The organism is Melioribacter sp. Ez-97, from assembly GCF_051488665.1.
Lineage (GTDB): Bacteria > Bacteroidota > Ignavibacteria > Ignavibacteriales > Melioribacteraceae > Melioribacter.
Window position 1 is genome coordinate 121,497 of sequence record NZ_JBPSEG010000001.1, and the last position, 19,215, is coordinate 140,711.

Annotated in this window: 23 protein-coding genes; all 23 read right to left on the reverse strand. The window is 40.7% G+C overall.

Translation table 11 applies throughout. From position 1 onward, the window contains the following. Position 1: 1 nt before the first annotated feature. The 23 genes from ACSSWA_RS00450 to flgG all read right to left on the reverse strand — a co-directional run bounded on the left by ACSSWA_RS00450 (position 2) and on the right by flgG (position 19,208). On the reverse strand, positions 2-451 hold the full coding sequence (locus tag ACSSWA_RS00450; RefSeq protein ID WP_437354637.1) for a dTDP-4-dehydrorhamnose 3,5-epimerase family protein: 450 nt from the start codon (positions 449-451) through the stop codon (positions 2-4). Further along, complete coding sequence (locus ACSSWA_RS00455; protein ID WP_437354638.1) at positions 448-1,422, reverse strand: NAD-dependent epimerase/dehydratase family protein; 975 nt, start codon at positions 1,420-1,422, stop codon at positions 448-450. Before ACSSWA_RS00455 ends, ACSSWA_RS00450 begins: the two co-directional genes overlap by 4 nt. Next, on the reverse strand, positions 1,419-2,495 hold the full coding sequence (locus ACSSWA_RS00460) for a UDP-N-acetyl glucosamine 2-epimerase (RefSeq protein WP_437354639.1): 1,077 nt from the start codon (positions 2,493-2,495) through the stop codon (positions 1,419-1,421). Before ACSSWA_RS00460 ends, ACSSWA_RS00455 begins: the two co-directional genes overlap by 4 nt. A 124-nt stretch (positions 2,496-2,619) precedes the next feature. Next, on the reverse strand, positions 2,620-4,452 hold the full coding sequence (locus ACSSWA_RS00465; protein WP_437354640.1) for a hypothetical protein: 1,833 nt from the start codon (positions 4,450-4,452) through the stop codon (positions 2,620-2,622). A gap of 2 nt (positions 4,453-4,454) precedes the next feature. Then, on the reverse strand, positions 4,455-6,314 hold the full coding sequence (locus ACSSWA_RS00470; protein WP_437354641.1) for a PAS domain-containing sensor histidine kinase: 1,860 nt from the start codon (positions 6,312-6,314) through the stop codon (positions 4,455-4,457). A 3-nt stretch (positions 6,315-6,317) separates the two neighbouring features. Beyond that, the gene (locus tag ACSSWA_RS00475) at positions 6,318-6,956 is read right to left on the reverse strand and encodes a hypothetical protein (protein ID WP_437354642.1); all 639 of its coding nucleotides are present in this window, start codon (positions 6,954-6,956) and stop codon (positions 6,318-6,320) included. Positions 6,957-7,004: 48 nt separating this feature from the next. Beyond that, positions 7,005-7,658, reverse strand: coding sequence for a response regulator (locus ACSSWA_RS00480; RefSeq protein WP_437354643.1), 654 nt, complete (start codon positions 7,656-7,658; stop codon positions 7,005-7,007). After that, positions 7,648-8,049: a response regulator gene (locus ACSSWA_RS00485; protein ID WP_437354644.1), complete on the reverse strand. Its 402-nt coding sequence runs from the start codon at positions 8,047-8,049 to the stop codon at positions 7,648-7,650. Before ACSSWA_RS00485 ends, ACSSWA_RS00480 begins: the two co-directional genes overlap by 11 nt. 7 nt (positions 8,050-8,056) lie before the next feature. Further along, complete coding sequence (locus tag ACSSWA_RS00490; protein WP_437354645.1) at positions 8,057-8,881, reverse strand: OmpA family protein; 825 nt, start codon at positions 8,879-8,881, stop codon at positions 8,057-8,059. After that, the gene (motA, locus tag ACSSWA_RS00495) at positions 8,881-9,735 is read right to left on the reverse strand and encodes a flagellar motor stator protein MotA (RefSeq protein ID WP_437354646.1); all 855 of its coding nucleotides are present in this window, start codon (positions 9,733-9,735) and stop codon (positions 8,881-8,883) included. Before motA ends, ACSSWA_RS00490 begins: the two co-directional genes overlap by 1 nt. 9 nt (positions 9,736-9,744) lie before the next feature. Further along, positions 9,745-10,464, reverse strand: a complete 720-nt coding sequence (locus ACSSWA_RS00500) for a response regulator (RefSeq protein WP_437354647.1) — start codon at positions 10,462-10,464, stop codon at positions 9,745-9,747. Beyond that, the gene (gene csrA / locus ACSSWA_RS00505; RefSeq protein ID WP_422880523.1) at positions 10,461-10,700 is read right to left on the reverse strand and encodes a carbon storage regulator CsrA; all 240 of its coding nucleotides are present in this window, start codon (positions 10,698-10,700) and stop codon (positions 10,461-10,463) included. The genes ACSSWA_RS00500 and csrA overlap by 4 nt, the downstream gene beginning before the upstream one ends. Before the next feature lie 3 nt (positions 10,701-10,703). Beyond that, positions 10,704-11,084 (reverse strand): flagellar assembly protein FliW, encoded by a 381-nt coding sequence (fliW, locus tag ACSSWA_RS00510; protein ID WP_437354648.1) that lies wholly within the window; start codon positions 11,082-11,084, stop codon positions 10,704-10,706. Positions 11,085-11,090: 6 nt separating this feature from the next. Continuing rightward, positions 11,091-11,777: an OmpA/MotB family protein gene (locus tag ACSSWA_RS00515; protein WP_422880615.1), complete on the reverse strand. Its 687-nt coding sequence runs from the start codon at positions 11,775-11,777 to the stop codon at positions 11,091-11,093. Continuing rightward, the gene (locus ACSSWA_RS00520) at positions 11,756-12,532 is read right to left on the reverse strand and encodes a motility protein A (RefSeq protein ID WP_422880525.1); all 777 of its coding nucleotides are present in this window, start codon (positions 12,530-12,532) and stop codon (positions 11,756-11,758) included. Before ACSSWA_RS00520 ends, ACSSWA_RS00515 begins: the two co-directional genes overlap by 22 nt. Beyond that, positions 12,532-13,407, reverse strand: a complete 876-nt coding sequence (locus ACSSWA_RS00525; protein WP_437354649.1) for a hypothetical protein — start codon at positions 13,405-13,407, stop codon at positions 12,532-12,534. The genes ACSSWA_RS00520 and ACSSWA_RS00525 overlap by 1 nt, the downstream gene beginning before the upstream one ends. Positions 13,408-13,410: 3 nt before the next feature. Beyond that, positions 13,411-14,802: a flagellar hook-associated protein FlgK gene (gene flgK, locus ACSSWA_RS00530; RefSeq protein WP_437354650.1), complete on the reverse strand. Its 1,392-nt coding sequence runs from the start codon at positions 14,800-14,802 to the stop codon at positions 13,411-13,413. 2 nt (positions 14,803-14,804) lie between these two features. Then, a complete protein-coding gene (gene flgN, locus ACSSWA_RS00535; RefSeq protein WP_437354651.1) occupies positions 14,805-15,245 on the reverse strand; it encodes a flagellar export chaperone FlgN in 441 nt (146 codons plus the stop codon). Beyond that, entirely contained in the window at positions 15,242-16,090 is an 849-nt protein-coding gene (locus ACSSWA_RS00540) for a transglycosylase SLT domain-containing protein (RefSeq protein ID WP_437354652.1), read from the reverse strand. The genes flgN and ACSSWA_RS00540 overlap by 4 nt, the downstream gene beginning before the upstream one ends. Before the next feature lies 1 nt (position 16,091). Continuing rightward, complete coding sequence (locus ACSSWA_RS00545) at positions 16,092-17,180, reverse strand: flagellar basal body P-ring protein FlgI (protein WP_437354653.1); 1,089 nt, start codon at positions 17,178-17,180, stop codon at positions 16,092-16,094. 9 nt (positions 17,181-17,189) lie between these two features. Continuing rightward, positions 17,190-17,759, reverse strand: coding sequence for a flagellar basal body L-ring protein FlgH (locus ACSSWA_RS00550; RefSeq protein WP_437354654.1), 570 nt, complete (start codon positions 17,757-17,759; stop codon positions 17,190-17,192). Between the two features lies 1 nt (position 17,760). Then, on the reverse strand, positions 17,761-18,408 hold the full coding sequence (gene flgA, locus ACSSWA_RS00555) for a flagellar basal body P-ring formation chaperone FlgA (protein WP_437354655.1): 648 nt from the start codon (positions 18,406-18,408) through the stop codon (positions 17,761-17,763). Next, positions 18,408-19,208, reverse strand: a complete 801-nt coding sequence (gene flgG, locus ACSSWA_RS00560) for a flagellar basal-body rod protein FlgG (protein ID WP_437354656.1) — start codon at positions 19,206-19,208, stop codon at positions 18,408-18,410. Before flgG ends, flgA begins: the two co-directional genes overlap by 1 nt. Between the last annotated feature and the right edge of the window lie 7 nt (positions 19,209-19,215).

Here is a 19,215-nt window from a genome sequence, read left to right on the forward strand (position 1 = left end):
TTTATCTCTCCTCTATTTCCCATGGATTCCAATAACGAGCTTCGTAACGATAGTCGTCATTGATACTTTCTTTTAATTCCGACGTCGAATAAAAAATCAGTTTGGCGTCTTCGGTTAACGTCATAAAACCGTTTGCATAGCCGGACGGAATATATAGCACCGCCGGCGTTTTTTCGGAAAGTACAAATCTATGGACTTCCAAATCCTTAGAAGGTTTATCCCAGTTATCGATTTTGACCGCTCCGATTATCGCAGCGCCTTTAACCGCCGTAACATATTTAGCTTCTTTTTTGTGAGCATGCCATGCGCGTACAAAACCCCTGCGATGATTATCCACAATATAGAATCTTTTGACATCCTTAAAATTAAAGTCGTTAACAAAGCTCACAGAGCCCCTGTCATCGACAGCTATGCCTCCTTTAATCAACACCGGTTTTAATTCTTCAGTCATGCCGCTTCTACCTCTTTGAATTTTTCGGACATCAATTCGTTGTAATGTTCTTTCAAGTAAGCCTGATTAGAATATCGCGGGCTCTTCAAATCTTTGATCCTTTTGGTTTCCACAAGATATTTAAGCTCTTCTATCCCTTCGTCGATAGAATGAACGGATTTAAATCCGAAAGTATCTTTGGCTTTTTGCGCTGAGACTCTGTAATTACGGGTATCCTGGAAAGGCATGTCCGTATGTTCAATAATCAAGTCGGGGAAATGCATTCTTACCTGATATGCCAGGTCCATAATTCTTACATTCTGTCTTGCCAGATTAAATATTCCTTTGTGTTCCGTTTCAATATTTTGGACTACAGCCCTGGCTACGTCTTTCACGTGCAGAAGAGGTCTGAACTGGTCGCCTCCGAATACGTTAATCTGTCCTTCCACATATGCCCTTACAGTTAATATATTTACCACCAAATCGAGCCTTATTCTAGAATATAAATCGCCGACGCCGAAAAGAGTGCCAAGTCTGAATATCATTGCATTTTTATGTTTCAAAAATTTTTCGGCATTCAGCTTTGTTTCGGCATAGAGCGACAGAGGATTAGTAGGCGAGTTTTCATCCAGTTCTTTATCCTGAGCGCCGTAGACCGAACAAGTCGACATAAAAATTATTCTGCCGTCGTAATTATCGGCAAGCCAGGAAACAGAATCCTGATTAATTGATTTGGTCAACTGAGGATTCAGCTGACACGCGCCGTCGCCAACGATAGCCGCAAGCCAGACTACAGCGTCTGCCCAATCCAGTTGAGGTTTAAGTTTATCGGCGTCCCTTACGTCTCCGTAGACAAAATCGACCGGTTTCCTGAATGAATCTTCATAAAGCAGAGCGTCATAAACGCGAACATTATAATTGGAATCGAGGAGCAAATCGGTTATAGCGCCGCCCACATATCCTGCTCCGCCCACTACCAATACGTTTTTCATTTTGTATTCCTCTTTATTATTCTTATAATTTTATCGGATGTTTTGCCGTTTCCCAGCCATTTGATATTATCTTTTGAGACGGAATAGCTGTCAAAAAACTTTACGGTCTCCTTTACCATCCTGCCGACAGGTCTTGTTTCTCCGATCAAAATACTGTTTCCGTTTTCAAGAGATTCAGGACGCTCAGTAAAATTTCTTGGGACTGCAACCGGCACCCCGAGTAACGGGCACTCTTCCTGGCTGGTTCCGGAATCTGAAACAACTCCGTAAGCATTGTATTGAAGTCTCAAATAATCGAGAAAACCGTAAGGTCCGGAGAGTTTGATATATTTTTTATCGTTCAGCAATTTATATTTTCTGATTAATTTCAGAGCCCTGTTAAATTTTACCAGCCTTACTTCCATCCCCAATTTTTTCCCCAATGCATCGAGGTATTCGAGGATATGATTATATTGCGAAGGGCTGCTTAAATTTTCATTTCTGTGAATATCCGCTACAATAAAATTACGTTCTCTCGGTCCTGTCGGAAGGTATTCTTTAACTACTTCAACAATAGTATTGCCTACAACATGAATTTGCGAAGGATTTTTATTTTCTTTAATCAATCTCTCCTTATATAAAGGGGTATAGACGAATACCAGATCGGATACATAATCGCAAATTACCCTGTTGACTTCTTCAGGCATTCTCCTGTCGTACGAGCGCATTCCCCCTTCGATGTGGGCGATTTTATAACCTTCCTTGAACAACGGAGCGCTAACGAGCGCCGAATTCGAATCGCCCAAAAAAATAACCCAATCGGGATCGATTTTTTTCCTTTTTAGCAAATAGATTACTTCTTTTGATAAATAGGATAATTGTTCGTAATGATTTCTGCTGTTTTTACCGGTTTGGAGAGTAAAATCGGGTTTTCTAATTTTAAGTTCCTGGAAAAAAATCCGGCTCAATTCATCGTCGTAATGCTGTCCGGTATGAATCATTATATGGTCAAAATTTTCATCAAGTTTTTCGAAAACTTTGCTCATTCTGATAAAATCGGGACGAATCCCTGTAATGGTTACAATTTTCGCCATAAATCCTTCAGTTTCTTACATGAAAAGCAAATACTGTACCAGATAAAAAAGCGGCTTTTTGTAAAATTTGATAAGTTTTTATGATTAATAATAGAGATGTGGCTAATATTAGCCAGACTGGTTATTAACGGACGGTGTCGAGTGTTTCTGTGAATTGTTTTACTTTTTCTTCAACTTGTTCTGTAATGCGTTTGCGATGCTTCTCTCTTTCCTCCTGCAATTCATCAATCTGCCTTTTGTGGTGGTCGATGCTGGCAGTTATGCTGTTTCTCATTACTGTCTCTTTGTCCTTTGAGTATTCCTCGGCTTCTTTTATTAGCCGGTCCTTTTGAAATTTTAGACTATTCAGTTTTTTAACCAGTTTTTGTTTTTCGTCAACTCTGTCGATTAATACAAAGCCTGCTATGACACCCGAAATAAGAACTCCGATCAGAAAACTGACGATTCCCCATCTTAAACCGGAAAAAATAATCATCATTATTGTCGAATTATAACCGGAAGTATATGCTAACGATTCGTTCGAATAACCGGCTAATCCGCCGATTAAAAAGACTATTAGCGCAATAATTGTATTATTGACCATATTTGCCGAAAATGATTTTGCGGGGTTGTACCTCTCAAGATGAGGCAGCTGTAAAATTTTATCTTCTATAATTTGCTTTTCATATTCGTAATTCGAATTAATAGTCTTGATTACGTCATCCAGATTACTCTTAACTTTTTCATGGAAAGTTTCGAGTTCTTTCTTCAATCGTTTTATAGTTTCCGAATAGTCGTTAATTGCTTCGTCGTATTTAACAAGACTCTGCTCGATTTCCTGATATTCACGTTTTTTCTTTTCTTCAACTATCAAATCAAGCGTTTCCTGGTATTTGCGTTCGAACTCCGGATACATACCGATAACAAGCGTATTCGCAGATTCGGCGTAAGCTTTAATTACTTTGTCCAATAAGACAAAGTGTTTATTTATGTCTTCCGTAATGTATTCGTCGACTTTTAACTCCTTTAAGAGAATTATTTTATCGGCTATTTTCTTTAATGTATTTTCTTCAGTCAGTCTGTAGGGGCTTAAAGTATCCGCAATCAATTGTTGAGCCGGAGCAAAATCTTTTTCGTAAAACACATTGTAGATTAACGCATTGATAAGGAAGTAGTTAAACATACCGAAATTATTCACGTCTATTGCCGCAATCATTCTGTGGAAGTCGTACGTTATTACTTCCCGAATGTAGTATTCAACAATTTCTCTGTTGTTTAATTTAAGCTCGCACAATGCGCTGTAAATCTTGGCCGTAATCCCGTTTTGCTTAGTTTCGACAGCCTCTTTGAAAAGATTATTTGCTTCGTCGTATCTTTTTTCCTTGAGATACAGGAAGCCGTGAAAGAGATTTACAATGTAAAGCAATTCATGCAAGACCGGTTCCTGCAATTTCAGCGCAACTACCATCTGTTTGACTTCATTGAAAAGTCCGTCGGCTTTTGAGAAGTTATAGATTGAATTATGATATGTGTGAAGTATAGCCTGAATAACGAATTTAAAGAAATTGTGTTTATAAATATCGCGTTCAATAAAACTCATCGTAAGATTGGCGTAATATTCTTTTTCGCCTCTTATCTGCGCCGTAGCCCACTTTGCATAATTTTCTTTGATCGATTTATGAAGATCGAAATATTTGGCCCGATTGAAATTCGCTTTCATATATTCTTCTATCTGAGCCAACAGCCAGGAATCGTAGACCCAGTAAATGGGGGCGTTGTTAAAAGGTATGAATATTTCTTTAAGTTCTTCTGGTATGTCGAAAGAAAGGATTTTAATATTGTCCTTTAAATGCTTGATATAATCGAATTCTCCTTTAAAAGAGAGTTCGAACAATTCCCTGCCGAGCTTAAAAAATTCCGATACGCTCGCGCCTTTGTTGCCCGTTGTTACAATATGTTTTTCGACGGCTTCGGACACTTTTACTCCATACCGTAATCTTTATAATTAAATGTCAAAATAATTTTTGTGCCTTTACTTTTCTCACTATTAATTTCGAAATTTCCGTTCATAAGTTTAGTCAATTTGTGAGCAATTGTTAGTCCCAAACCCAAACCTTCGTAAGGACGCGTATATCCTTCGACTTCCTGACTGAAAGGCGACAATAACCGCTCAATATCGTCCGGATTCATACCGATACCGGTGTCTTCAATAATAATTTTAATTTTATCCGCTTCAATCAGGCTGCCCAGATAAACATATCCTTTGTGCGTATATTTAATTGCATTGTCTACGAGCAGTTCAATTATCTTTTCGAGTTTTACCCAGTCGACTTCAATCATTGCTTCGTTATCGCTCAATCCCAGCCGGAATTCGAGCCCTTTCTTTTCGGCTTCTTTATATTTTTTGTCGTAGACATGCTTAATAATCTGATTGCAATTTAAGATTACATACTCGATTTCGACTTCGCCCGCTTCGATTTGGGATAAATCGACTATATTCGTAAAGAGTTCCAGCACTCGTCCGAGTACGTCTTTCATCTGTTCGGTAATTTCTTTTACCGCCACGTAATCTTTAGCTTCGAGGCAGTCGTTCAAAATTTCCGAATACCCGAGTATTCCGTTAAAAGGCGTCCGGATTTCGTGGGATATATTCGCCAAAAAACTCGACTTCATCTTATTTAGCTGAACCTCTTTCAAGTAACTGATTTCGAGCTGTTCCCTGTATCTCTTCTCCTCGGTAACGTCTTTAAGCGTAACTATGAAAATTTTATTTTTGCCGTCGCCGAGATCGGTGTAAGTTACTTTGCAATTGTAGTGTCTCTCCTTTTTGCATTTATAGCCGAATTCATAAATTTCAAGCGGTCCGTTTTCTATTGCGGAAATCGACTGTTTTATTTTATCGTACAAATCTTTCGGAATTATATCGCTAAGTTTTTGATTCAGAATTTCGGGTTTGTTGAGTTCGAACAACTTGCAAAAATTATCGTTAGCGTTGTCCAGGATGAATTTTCCGTTTTCTTTACGAGTAATTAAAAGTAAATCAGAAATGTTTTCGATAATAAGTTTTTGTTTTCTCTCGGATTGTTCTATAATCTGTTTCTGATAAACAATTTCAGTCAAATCGTGCGCGCTTATAATAAAGCCGCTGTATCTGTTGTCCGTGGCTGTAAACGGGTGAAGATGAATATCCCAATATTCTTCCTTGCCGCCTCGATTCATGCATATGATTTTTTTCCATCCCGTTCTCGTATCGACCGCGCGTACGAACGACTCGTAATCATCGCTTATAAATTCTTTGAACAGCTCTTTTACATTCAGATAAAATAATTCTTCGATGCTTTTGTCTAAAATGTCCTCCACCGAATGAGTTGCAAATACGATGCTTCCTTTGTCGCCCGCGATGATTATGGGAACGTTACCCAGATCGAGAGCCGAATGGAGAGAATCGATTTTCCATTCGATTTCCTTTCGATTTTTTTGCGTGTCGATATTTATCAGAAAAAACTGCTCGCCTTTTAAGAATATTCTTTCGATATCCACCTTATACGGATTGGAGCCGTTGTCGTAGTCCGTATTAATTGTGATGTCGAACGTCAGATTTCTGAAATTTTTGCCGAGGAATCCTTTAACAAGAAACAGAAATTCCGAAGTGGGATTCAAACGGTGAAGGCTGTCGTTTACGTTCAGATGAAAAATATCGCTAAAGAGCGAATTGCAATACAATATATTCAAAGCGGAGTCAACAATAACTATTGCTCTGCTACCCGGCAATTCCTTGTAAGTTTTCCAATCTTCAGCCGGGCTAAAATTTTTATCTTCCGCGACGTATTTATTCTGCATAAATTATTTTATCTGTATGCTTTTTATTTTAAAATCATGCTCGACACCTTCAATGTTTGTTATATCTATCTTTTTAGATAAATATGTTTCCAGGAATTTCATAAGGCAATGGTTTAAAAAATAAAATTCTTCTTTCAGTTCGTTTTTATAATCCGCGTAAAGAGTATCGAGCGTAAGAGCGTCCGTTATCAAATTCGGTTTTGAAAGGGTAACTTCCCTGATATGTTCGAAAAAGGCTTTCAATTTTTCCATCTTACGCGAAGAATCGTTAATCCGGACGTCTTCTGCGACGGGGGCGGAAACGCCAATTGTAATTGTAACTTCGGCAGAATAATTGTTAACCGTTTTGCTTACCCGATAATTGATGTGTTGATATTTTGATAATTCGATTAATTCGAGCGATGCGACAAATAAAAAATCCTCGTATTCGAATGAAATTTCTATTTTTTCGTCGGAGCTGTTGAAACTGTTCAATTTCCATCCGTAGCTGGACAACAGAGCCGTCGCAGGAGAAATCGATACCGAATCGTTATTTGCAGCGGAAGAAAAGGCATAAGGATTGTTCTTACGGTTAAATTTATGGTGACCGTTGGATTTTTTATAATCGGTATTTGGACTGATATTGACTATTCTTTCGAGCATACCTTTTCCTCCGATATTATTATCGAAGGAAAAGGCAAATTCTTTAGATTAGTCGGTCTTAATCATTCGGTTTTCGTCGATATAGTCGATTACCTGGGGATTTTTGAGGTAAATCAATTGCTGAACGAACTTGTTGATCCTTTCGACGGATTCTTTCATTACTTTTAAGTCGTCCGCCAATTTCGATTTGCTCTCATCATTAAGTTCGTTTTCGATCGATTTCAAAGAAAGCATTAAACTGCTGAGCGGATTATTTATTTTGTGCCCGATTGTGCATGCCAGGTCGACCACCGCTTTGCTGTGTTCGGCGTTCTTTAATTCGTTTTGCAGGTTATAAATGCGGATTCCCGAACGGATTCGCGCAAGCAATTCCTGATTTTCAACCGGTTTAACAAGGAAATCATCCGCTCCGATATCGAGACCCATAATCCGGTCTTTCAATGACGAACGTGCGGTGAGTATAATAAAGTAGATCGATTTGAATTTTTCGTCGGCTTTCAAAATATTACATAAAGAAAGTCCGTCGAGCACGGGCATTGTCCAATCGGCAAGTATTACCTTCGGGCTGAAATTTTTCAAAATTTCGAGAGCGTCTTCGCCGTTTATTGCAGTAGCCACTTCGTAATTGTTGCGCGTAAGTAACTTTTCCAGTATAAATCTGGTGTCTTTTTCGTCTTCTACTACAAGGATTTTATCTTTCATAAATCAACCTGTTAACTTTTTGTAAAAAAAGATCTATACTTACAATCGGTTTCAAAACGTAATCGTCGGCTTTGCTTTCAATTAACAAACTGCTGCCTTCTTTGCTTTTGGAGTATGCAGTAACCAAGAGTATCGGTACGTTTAAATTAACAAAATTTTCTTTAATATACCGCGAAAGTTTGGCTCCGTCGATTTTTTCGGTTTCCAGATACGTATTTCTCAAACTTACGTCCATGATAATCAAAGCTACATTGTTACCGTTGAGATGCGAAAAAAGTTCCTCGGTATCTTCCGTGATTACGGTTTCGAATCCGATTTTATTGAATAAGACTCTGTAAAAATCCTGCAGGAGCTGGTCGTCTTCGACTATCAATATTTTCTTCTTTTCCAAACTCAAATTAATTTGTCGAATATTTCAAAGTAATGCTGATTCTTCTGTTGATAGAGCTGTAAGGATTTTCGGGGTCGCGGAGACGTGTGTCGGCATAGCCGCTTATTTCGTCGATCTGCTTTTCTGAAACGCCGGCTGCCACCAGCGCGCGTTTAGCCGAATTGGCTCTGTCGGTGCTCAGCTCGAAATTCGTATATCCCGTTCCGTCGTTTTTATACTGGCGCGCGTCCGTATGACCTTCGATAATAATTTTGTTGTTCATTTTAGCGATTTCCGCTCCAATTTTACTCAGAATTCGTTTTGCTTCCGGTTTTAACTCGGCTGTACCGACTTCAAAGAAGATGTCGTTTGCAGAATCAATCAATTCAATTCTCAAGCCTTCCTTAACAACTTCGATCTTTACCTGGTCCGTTAAGCTTTCCAGGTCAGTTTCTTTTGTCAGTTCCTCTTTTAATTTTTCGCCCATTTTTTCGAGTTCCTGCCTTTCGGATTCTTTTTTCTGAATTTCGGCTTGAATTTTTGCATCGATCAGAGAACTCGAGCTGCCGTCGAGAATGCCTTTACCTTTTGTCGAAAATCCTATCGGGTCATTGAAATAGCCAGCTACGGCTTCTTTAACTTCCTCGCTTTGACCCAGCACCCATAGCACAATAAAGAGAGCCATCATTGCGGTAACGAAGTCGGCGTAAGCCACTTTCCAGGCGCCGCCGTGATGTCCTCCGTCGACCTTTTTTATCTTTTTAATTATCGGAGGCTGTTCGTCGTACGATACCTCCTGAGCCGGCTCGTCCTGTTTTTTAAGAGTTGGTCTTTTATTCGATGCTTCCGCCATTATTTCTTACCTCTCAAAGCGTTTTCAAGCTCGCTGAATGTCGGTCTGTGATCCGAAAAAATTGTACGTCTTGCCATTTCGGCGGCTACAAACGGCGGATTGCCTTTTGCATAAGCGAGAATAAATGTCTTAATAATTTTCAGTTCCTGGGCTTTGTCCGACACTATGTGGTGCAGGTTTGCCGACATTGGATTTACAAAGCCGTATGACAGCAAAACTCCCAGGAACGTTCCAACGAGCGCAGCCGCTACGTGGTGCCCGACGGCTTCGGGTCCTTCGTTAATCGATCCCATTGTTATAATAACGCCCAGAACTGCAGCCACAATGCCCAAACCCGGCAATGAATCGCCCACGCGACCAATCGTTTCGGAAACGGGTTTGTTTTCGAGTTCGAATGTTTCGATTTCGGCGTCCATTAAATTCTCAAGTTCGTGAGGCGGCACCGAACCCGCAAGCATTACTTTCATCGTGTCGCAAAAGAAATCTTTTTTAACCGGGTCTTCTATTAAAAGTTTGCTTTTCGAAAGAATATCGCTTTTGTCAGGCTGTTCAATATGCTTTTCGATTGCCAGCAGTCCTTCCCTCTGCGCCGTAAGAAAAAGCATACTGAAAGCTTTCAGCATTTCGATATAATCTTCTTTCGACGCCGAGTGTCCTTTGAATAACGTAGGTAATTGAGCCATAATTTTTTTCAGTAAGGCGGGAGGCGACGCAATCAGAATACTGCCGATTGCGGCGCCGCCGATCGTAATAAATTCGGATATCTGAATCAACAAAACGAGATTGCCGCCGGCAATTGTAAAACCCGCAACTACCGATATAAATACAACAGCAATACCTACAATAACGAACATATTAACACCTTATTTAGAGTTTAGAATTTCGAGCACTTCGATTTCGTTAAACAAGTTTTCAATTGAATTTTCGATCGTACGCCAATCGTTATTATTATCGGAAATTTTTTCTTCTATTTCAGCGCAAATACGAGAAAGATTTCTAAAACCGACCGTCCCGCTGCTCCCTTTCAGTTCATGGATAATCGTTCTCAAAAGTTCGCGTTTTTCTGCAATTAGAGCTTCTTTAATGGCGTCGATTTTTAACGGCAAGTTCGAAATAAAAAGTTTTTTTATTGTTTCCTTTATTTCTTTTTTTTCTTCGTTGCTCAAGAGCTTCTGATTCCTCAAATTGGCAAAAAAGTCGTTGCCGAGCGCTTCTTTTATCGATTTAATCAAAATCGTTTTCGATAATGGTTTCGAAATTACATTCACCGCTCCCGATTTTACTGCTTCAATTACATTCTTCTTGTCCGTATGACCGCTTATTACAACCACTGGAATGTCCTTCAGATCGTCGAGCACTTTAATTACCTTCAGCATTCTGAGTCCGTCGAGGTTGGGCATCATTAAATCCAGAAAAATAAGTTTCGGCTTAAACTCGATGGCTTTTTGAATTCCTTCGAGACCGTCGCTCGACATTACTACTTCTATATTATATTCGGAAAGAAAATTTTTGATAACATTACGAATAATATCCGAATCATCAATCACCAGAATTCGCACCTTATTGTCGAAAAATGTGGTCATTTGTTAACCTTTTTAATTTTATATTTCGACAAGTCGACATTATCGGCGCCCTTCTGTTGAGAGGCTTCGCGCGAAATCTCGATTACCTTTTCGTAAATTTCCCCGCGGTAAATTTCGACAGAATCGGGCGCGGTTATTCCGATTTTAACGTGATTCTCCGAAATCGAAAGAATCTTAATCGTTATGTCGGGCCCGATTTTAATTTCTTCGTTTACTTTTCTTGATAAAATTAACATGGCTTACTCTGTAAATAAATTGTAATAGAGTGAATACTTTTCATCGTCGAGAATCTTCTGATATCCCGTTTTGTCGTCCTGATTAACGTATACGGGAGCTTTCATATTAACCGTAATTTTCAACGGGTCAGGATTCAGAATAACGATGCCAAAAGCTTCATGATTCTCAACCTGCGGATATTCTTCGTCGATTAATCTCAAACCGAAAAGCGGGAAAGCGATATCCGGATTTTCGACCGAGTTTAACCAATAAAAAAGAGTATCCTCCGGTTTAATCAGGATAAATTTACGAAGAGTTTCGAATCCGACCAAACCTTCTTTAAAATTAAGAATCAGGTCGTCGGAGAATTCGATTTCGCCGAATTGTTTAGTTTTAAGCTTCATAACCTCTCACTTTAATATTACTATGTCTACTCTTCTGTTTAACGCCCTTGTTTCGGGCAAATCATTCGAGGCTATCGGTTTATATTCCGAATAGCCTACGATTGAAACTTTATCGGGCTTTATGCCTTCTTCTTTTATCAAATAATACGCGGTGCTTAACGCCCTGTCGACCGACAGGTGCCAGTTTGAAGGATAACGAACGGTATTAATCGGGACGTTATCGGTGTGGCCTTCGATTCTGATATCGTTGGGCAAAGCTCTTATAACGCGAGCCAATCTCTGCAAAACGAGCTTTGAACTCTCGTTCAATGTAGCCTGTCCGGACGGGAACAATATATCGTCCAAAATGTGGATTGTAATTCCGCGTTCATTTTCTTCGAGTCTTATCGAGGAGCCGTAATTGTAAGTTTCGATCAATCTCGATAACTGATCGGCTAACTTTTCTTTCGGGCTTGGAATAACTTTGCCTTCCTGCAGCAAAGACAAATTGGCGGAACTGCCGAAAATGCTCCCCATTGCCGCGGCGACATTTTTATATTTAGCCGTATCGATATTCGACATTGCATATAAAATTATAAACAGTCCCAATAATAGAGTAATAAGGTCCGCATAAGTAATCAAATACCGATCCTTATCGTTGTCTTCTCTGAAGAGGGTTTCTTCTTCGTTATCTAAGCGCTTATTTTCTCGTATTGCTCGGAGGTCGGAAGCATTCCAACCAGACGCGCTTTCATTATCGAAGGAATCTCTCCACTTAGGAGTGTGATTACTCCCTCCAGAGTTACTTCCATCATATTTTTTTCTTCCAAATGGCATTTTTTAAGTCTGTCTCCGATTGGCAACCAAATTATATTGGCGCTGAAAACGCCCCATAAAGTAGCAATAAACGCGGTTGCAATGTTCTTTATCAATGAATTCGGGTCGGCGCCTGCGTTTGCCAGAGTCATAATCAGACCCATCACGGTACCGATAATTCCCATAGTGGGAGCATAGCCCCCCATTTTCGTAAACAAAAAGATATTCGAATAATGACGTTCCTGCATCGCCTTTATTTCCATTTGAGCCAGAGAGTAAATCGACTCGGGGTCGATTCCGTCGATGGCATATTTAGTCATTTTCCGCGGAAAGTTGTAAGGAAATTTGGCAATGTCTTTTTCGATTGCCAGCAGTCCTTCCTTCCTTGCTTTAACCGACAATTCAATAAAAATATCGACAATTTTTTTTATGTCGTACTTCGGCGGGAAATAAGCAAGCCGGATAAGTTGAAATATCTTACTGAAATTATCGAGTCCGAATCCGATAATAACCGCGGCAAACGTTCCGCCGAAAACAATAACAAGAGACGATACAATAAAAAGCGCTTTTATCGATCCCCCTTCGATTATAAATGCGCCGAATATCGAAAAAACTCCCAACGTTAAACCGATAAATGCTCCCGATTTTCGCATTACATATAATCCAGAATTGATTTTGGTAATATGGATGAAGCCAATTTATAAGACAATTGCAATAAATAATCCTGGTACTGAAGGTCAATCGACAGTTCCGCAGGATCTATTTCCTTTCTTTTTGCAAGCATTTCCTGAGCGTCAGTCAACTGATTATCCAATATTGTATTGATATCTTCCAGCCTGTTGTATTTCTCTCCGGTCAATGACTGAATAGAGAGAATTTCATTATAAGCGGCATTCAATCTGTCCTTAAGAGCCTGATTAGGCACTACGCCTGCGTCGAGCGAATCGATAATATCGTTTATCGTAGCGAGTAAATCGCTGGATTCAATTTTACTGCCCGGCACATTGACGCTGTCTTTTATGCCGCTTGAAATTTGCACTTTGACCTCGCCGCTCAGGTCGGCGGAATTAGTTACCACTTTACCGTTTGCGTCGATCGACCACGGTTCCGTCGTATAATTTGTGCCGCCGAACAAATACATGCCGTTATATTTAGAATTTAAGTTCTGCACTATCGATTCGAGCGACGCTCGTACGGATTGCGCAACCGTACTGAAATTCGCGTTTACCGCATTATCGATATTTACCACCTGAGTGATGATCTTCTGAGTTTCGCCGACTATATTATCCAGAGAGTTGATCGTGAATTTTACGAATTCTTTCGAGTAATCGATATTCTTTTGATACGTCTCTATTTTCTTAATTTGAGAATCGATATTGATTATCTCCAGAGAACCGAACAAATCGTCGCTCAATTTTTCGATACGGCTGTTCGTAATAAGCTGGTTCTGAATCTTTACTTTTTCGTTGTTAATTTTATCCTGATTATAGAGATATTTATTCGACAATATGTTTTCTGTAATTCTCATCTTTTATACCATTTGAATGATAGTTTCCAACATTTCGTCAGCAGCGCGAATCAACCGAGCCGCCGCTTCGTATGAACGCTGGTATTTTATTACGTTGGTCATCTCCTCGTCAATTGACACTCCCGAGTAGGATGATTTTTGAAGATTCAACTGTTGCAGCACCATTTCGCTCGTTTGGATGCGATTGTCGCTTTGAACTTTTTCCAGTCCGAAGTTATTCAAAATAGTTGAGTAAGCTTCCAGAATCGTCTGATCGCCGAGTTCGCTGAATTTTGTATCGGCAAGAGCTGCGATGTTCACGGCATAATCGGAATTGCCGTCGTTGTCGGCTACGCCGGAAGCGGCAATATTCTTGGGATTATTAAGTATTGCGGGATTAATATTTATTTTCCCGTCTACAAAAGCGTCCACCACCGAGCCGCCGCTGAGCGTTCCGAAGAACGGTATGTCTGTCGACGAAGATCCGCTTTGTACAAGCGTATAACCCTGTCTGTGTAATTCATTTACTTTATCAATGAAAACATTGGCAAGATTTTCCAGATCGCTCTTGTATTTTGGTATTTGTTTTGAATACAGTTCCGTCAGAGCGAACAATTCTCCGTTATTCAGGACAACGGCGCTGTTTTCGTCGGCTTTCGGAACGACCTTTAACTTACCTCCGTCAAGTTTTACAGTAAATTCCGTATAAACATTCCTGTCTGCGGCAAGCACGCCGCCAACGCTCACGGTTACTGTTCCGTATTCATTGTTGCTTATCGTTATGTTAGCAAGTTTGCTCAATTCGTTCAACAGCAAATCTCTTCTGTCCATCAGTTCGCTGGCTTTAATGCCCACGGCTTCGTTGTCGTAAATTTTTCTGTTCAAATCGTAGATTTCTTTTAAGTAAGAGTTCATCTGATCCACTTTCGAAACGGTCTCGTTTTTCAATAGATGCTGTAGCGAGCTTATGCTGTCGTACACATCCTTAAACCGTTCGCTCAATCTTTGCGCGTTCTGGATAATTTGAGTACGATATTGTATGGAAGTCGGATTTGTAGCCAGTTGACTCCAGGAATTAAAGAATTGATTGAAATAGCTCGACAGACCGTAATCGCCCGGTTCGGCTAAAATAGTCTCCACCTGCTGTAGCAGTTCGGAACGTTTATTGGCGTCCGAATAAGTCGACTGGTATTGGTAAATCTGTTTATCGATCAAGTCGTTTTTAACGCGAACAACATCCTGAATTTTAACGCCCATTCCGATTCCGGCTTGAGTTTCTTCCGTGCCGAAAATAACTTTCTGACGCGTATATTCGTCGTTCCCCGCGTTCGATACGTTCTGGGACGTTACGTCGAGGGCGCGCTGGTACGTAGCCATTGTACGCACCGATATGTCGAATATTTTACCGATACCCATTACTATACTCTCTTGTTAACAATCGATTTTTTCCCTTTACCCAACAAAGTCGTTACAGTATCCCGAATAAGATTACGCGATACGCCTACCAAAACCGTCAACTGGGAATTAATTTTTATAATTTCAGCGGCTTTAGATTTAATCGAATCCCTGACGCTTTTTAATTTACCGCTTGCCTGCGGCATCTTGTTCAACAATTCTTCAATCGATGCGTTTTTTAATTCAATCGAATTCTCGGTTGCAAAAACATAAGTTAATCGTTTCCTTTCCTTCTCTTCCTTTTGAATCAAATGGAGAAGTTTTTGTTCGCTGTCGACGGCTTTATCGAGTTTTGCAACGTCGTTTTCTAGCAACGCTTCCTTTTTTGTTTTAATCGTTTCAAGGAGGTCGCTGAAATTTTTTTCCTGCCTTTTTAGAGATTCAATTAAATTTTCCAGGTTCATGATTCATTCTCATTAAAATGATTTAAATAAGAGATTACTTTTTCCACATATTTTCGCGTCTCCTCGAAAGGAGGTATGCCGTTATATTTTTCCACGTTAGCCGGTCCGGCATTATACGCAGCCAGAGCAAGCTCCAAATTCCCATTATATTGTCGAAGCATTTTAGCCAGATATTTAGCGCCGCCGAATATATTCTCCTTAGGGTCAAAACTGTTTCTAACTCCCATTTCCGCTGCAGTCGAGTCGATCAATTGCATCAAACCCTTTGCGTTTGCCGGCGAAACGGCGTTTTGTTTAGCCGCCGACTCCGCCAATATTACCGACCGTATAACATTCTTATCGACGCCGAATTCGGTCGAAGCTTGGTCGATTATCTCTTCGTATTTACTAAGACGGTTTAACGAATCGGCTGCGGGTTTTAAACTTCTGAATTCGGTATTGTATTTTTTAGTATCGATTTTAACAGTACGATTGAAAGAATTAGCGCGAACAGTTTTGGGCATCTCTTCGCCCGTAACCTTTTTATAGACTGCTTCCGCTATGCCGATGCTTTTCCCTTTGGTCATAAAGTCGGCAAATTGCTGTTCAAATATTGCGTCGAAGCCGTCGGGCAATCCGAACAAATTGGAATTGTTTTTAACTCCGAATTCATTTTCCCCGTTATCAAACAATTCGCCGGTAGCGCTGTTCATCGAGCGAAGGAGCATCGAAGTAAAAAGGGCTTCGAATTTCAACGCCGCTTCGGCAATTTTCGACTTTTGCTTGTTGTCGAAGCGTTCATTGACATTTTGCATCCGGTTGAGATGCTTGCCCGGTTCGCTTATTTTAATAGTAAGATTATCCATATTACATAATCACCAATTCTGCAATTAATGCGCCGGCTTCTTTAAGAGCCTGGAAAATTGCAATTATATCTCGCGGCGACACTTTGAGCGAGTTCAATGCAGCCGCTACTTCCTGAACGTTCGTTGCTCCCTGGATTGCAATTGTTTTACTCGAATCCTGCGAAACATAAGGCACAAGATTATTAAACACCGTAGTTTCGCCTCTCGAAAACGCATTCGGTTGAGAAATTATCGGATAAGAGCGTATCTGGATATTCAAGCCGCCATGCGTAATGGAAACCGGTTGAATCTTTACGTTGCTGCCAGCAACAACGGTTCCTGTTCTTTCGTTTAATACGACGCGGGCAACTTCATCTACTTCCACATTAATATTTTCGAGCTCGGCAAGAAATCCGATTAAATTATCCTGGCGCTCCTGCGGAACAGAAACTCGTACCTCAGCAGCGTCGAGCGCTTTGGCAATATTGCCGCCGAATGTTGTATTTATTGCATTGCTGATATTGTTTGCCGTTGTAATATCCGGTTCTTTGAGATAGACCGACACTTCCGATTCGTAAAATTCGGGGAAAGAGACGGCTTCTTTCAATCTTCCTCCGCGAGGCACTCTGCCTGCGAGTGAATGATTTTTGGAAATCCTGTTGCCGGAAAAAGTGTTAATATCGTAACCGCCCACGGAGATCGGTCCCTGAGCAAACCCATAGACCCGTCCGCTCATCCCGGATAATGGAGTCATCAGTAAAGTGCCGCCCTGAAGACTCGTAGCGTCGCCGATTGACGACACAGTTACGTCGAATTCAGCTCCGGGTTTTAAATTTGCATTCAACGTTGCAGTAACCATAACGGCAGCTACGTTCTTTGTTCTGATATCTTGCTGCGGGACCGTAATTCCAAACCTCTTAAGCATACTGGTCACCGATTGAATGGTAAAAGACGACCTATAACTGTCGCCCGTTCCCGCCAAACCGACAACCAATCCGTATCCGATAATTTGTTCCGCATCGTTTCCGTTTAAATACGCGATATCCTTGATGCGCTGCGCATTCAAGGTAGTCATTAAAATCAGAAAAAATATTATAGCCTTAATTTTCATTGAAACACCTTAAAATAACCAATGGAATAACTTGGTTAACCAGCCCGGACTTTGCGACCGGTCGATCATACCGCTGCCTTCGAAAGTAATTTCGGCTTCCGATATATTGTACGAATAGACAGAATTGTCTGGCAGTATGTCGCTCGGTCTTACAATCCCTTTAATTTTAATTACCTGCTCTTCGCCGTTTATAACAATTTTTCTGCTGCCCGTAATAAGCATATTGCCGTTTGCATATACGGTATCGACGAGAGCGCTTATTTTTGTTCTTACCAGTCCGGTAGTTTTGGTCGAGCCTGAGCCTTCGAAGGAATTATTCGTACCAAGACTTCCGTCTGCCTTCGGCAGAGGAGTGCTGTCCATATTGCCGGAGAAACTGCCGCCGATGCTGCTTGTTCTGCCGGTTGTAGTTTCGGCGTTGTTTGACGCCTGGGACGATTCCATTACAATAATCGTAATAGCGTCGCCGATTGCAACCGCTTTATTGTCAGCAAAAAGAGAATAGAGCGAATTCTGCCTCATATTCTGTCCGAACAGGCTGGCGGTCGTAATTATTAAAAAAATCGTTAATTTTTTCATTTTAGTCTTCCAGTAAAACGTTTTGTTTGTCGATTATTCTTGCTCTGAATATTTTGTTATCCGTAGTAATTACGCGTATAATTTCGCCGATTCGTCCTTCCTGCCGCGCGGTAGCGTCGACAGAAATGTCCACGCTCCCTTTTATTACATGCAGAACAACTTTAGCGTCCCGGTAAACGTCGGGCACAGGCTCCATCAATTCTTCCGTCAAAACCGTGCCTTCGTTAATAACGGTTCGGCTCCGCTTGCCTGCAATTTCTTCCTTTTCGAAAACGGGAGTCCCTTTAATTGAAGTAATTTCGGCTTCTACGGCTTCGAACATGTCGCCGCTCAACGTTTCTCCTCTTTCAATTTTCCTGTTTGCTTTAAACACAGTTTTAAAAAGCTCAATCTCTATGGTTATAAACGAATTATTTACATTGCTGTATGCATCGTAAACCTGAACGGGCAAAAATGCATATCTGTTGCTTATCCTCAATTGCCGGGTATCGTCGATTTCGATACGGCTGTAGTTGAGGGGCATACTGTTTACTTTGAAAGTAAAACCGGAATAGTCCGACAATTTTTCGGATAAATATTTTTGCAATTTTGATTCGAATGAATCTCCCGGAAATAATTGAAGCAATATTAAAACGAATATTGCCAACATTATCCCCTCTTAAGATTATTTGCCATTGTCATCATGTCTTCAACCGTTTTAACGGTTTTGGAATTGATTTCGTAAGCTCTTTGAGCTGCAATCATAGCAATCATTTCTTCGACGATATCGACATTTGAAGTTTCGAGATATCCCTGATGAATTTCACCGAAACCGTCTTCGCCCGGCGTTCCGAGTATCGGTTGACCGGAGGCAGGGGTTTCTCCGTATAAATTATCTCCCAGAGCGACCAAACCGCCGTTATTCATAAAACGGGCAATTTCGATACTGCCGAGAGTAACGCGCGAACCGTCGACCAATTCGGCTTCGACCGTTCCGTCTTTGGCAATCATAAGATTTACAACGTCGTTGTTGATCGTAAAACCCGGGTCGAGTTCGTAACCGCTCGAAGTTACAATTCTGCCGTCGGCGTTCAGCTTAAACGAACCGTCGCGCGTATATGCAAATGTGCCGTCGCTTTTGCGCACCTGGAAAAATCCGTCGCCGTAGATTGCAAGGTCCATCTGATTATTCGTTGCAACCAGGTCGCCCTGTTTGAAAATTTTCTGAGTGGACGCAGGCTTAACTCCGTTTCCAACCTGAACTTTATTATTTGTCGTTTCGTAAATGCCCGGCGTTGAACTTGTCAAAGGATTAATGTTGACTTCCTGATACATCAAATCCTGGAAGTCGGCTCGGTTTTTCTTAAAACCGGTAGTATTGATATTCGCTATATTGTTCGATATAACTTCGATATTAATCTGTTGAGCGTACATTCCTGATGCCGCAGTTCTCAAAGCTCTTGTCGGCATAATTTAC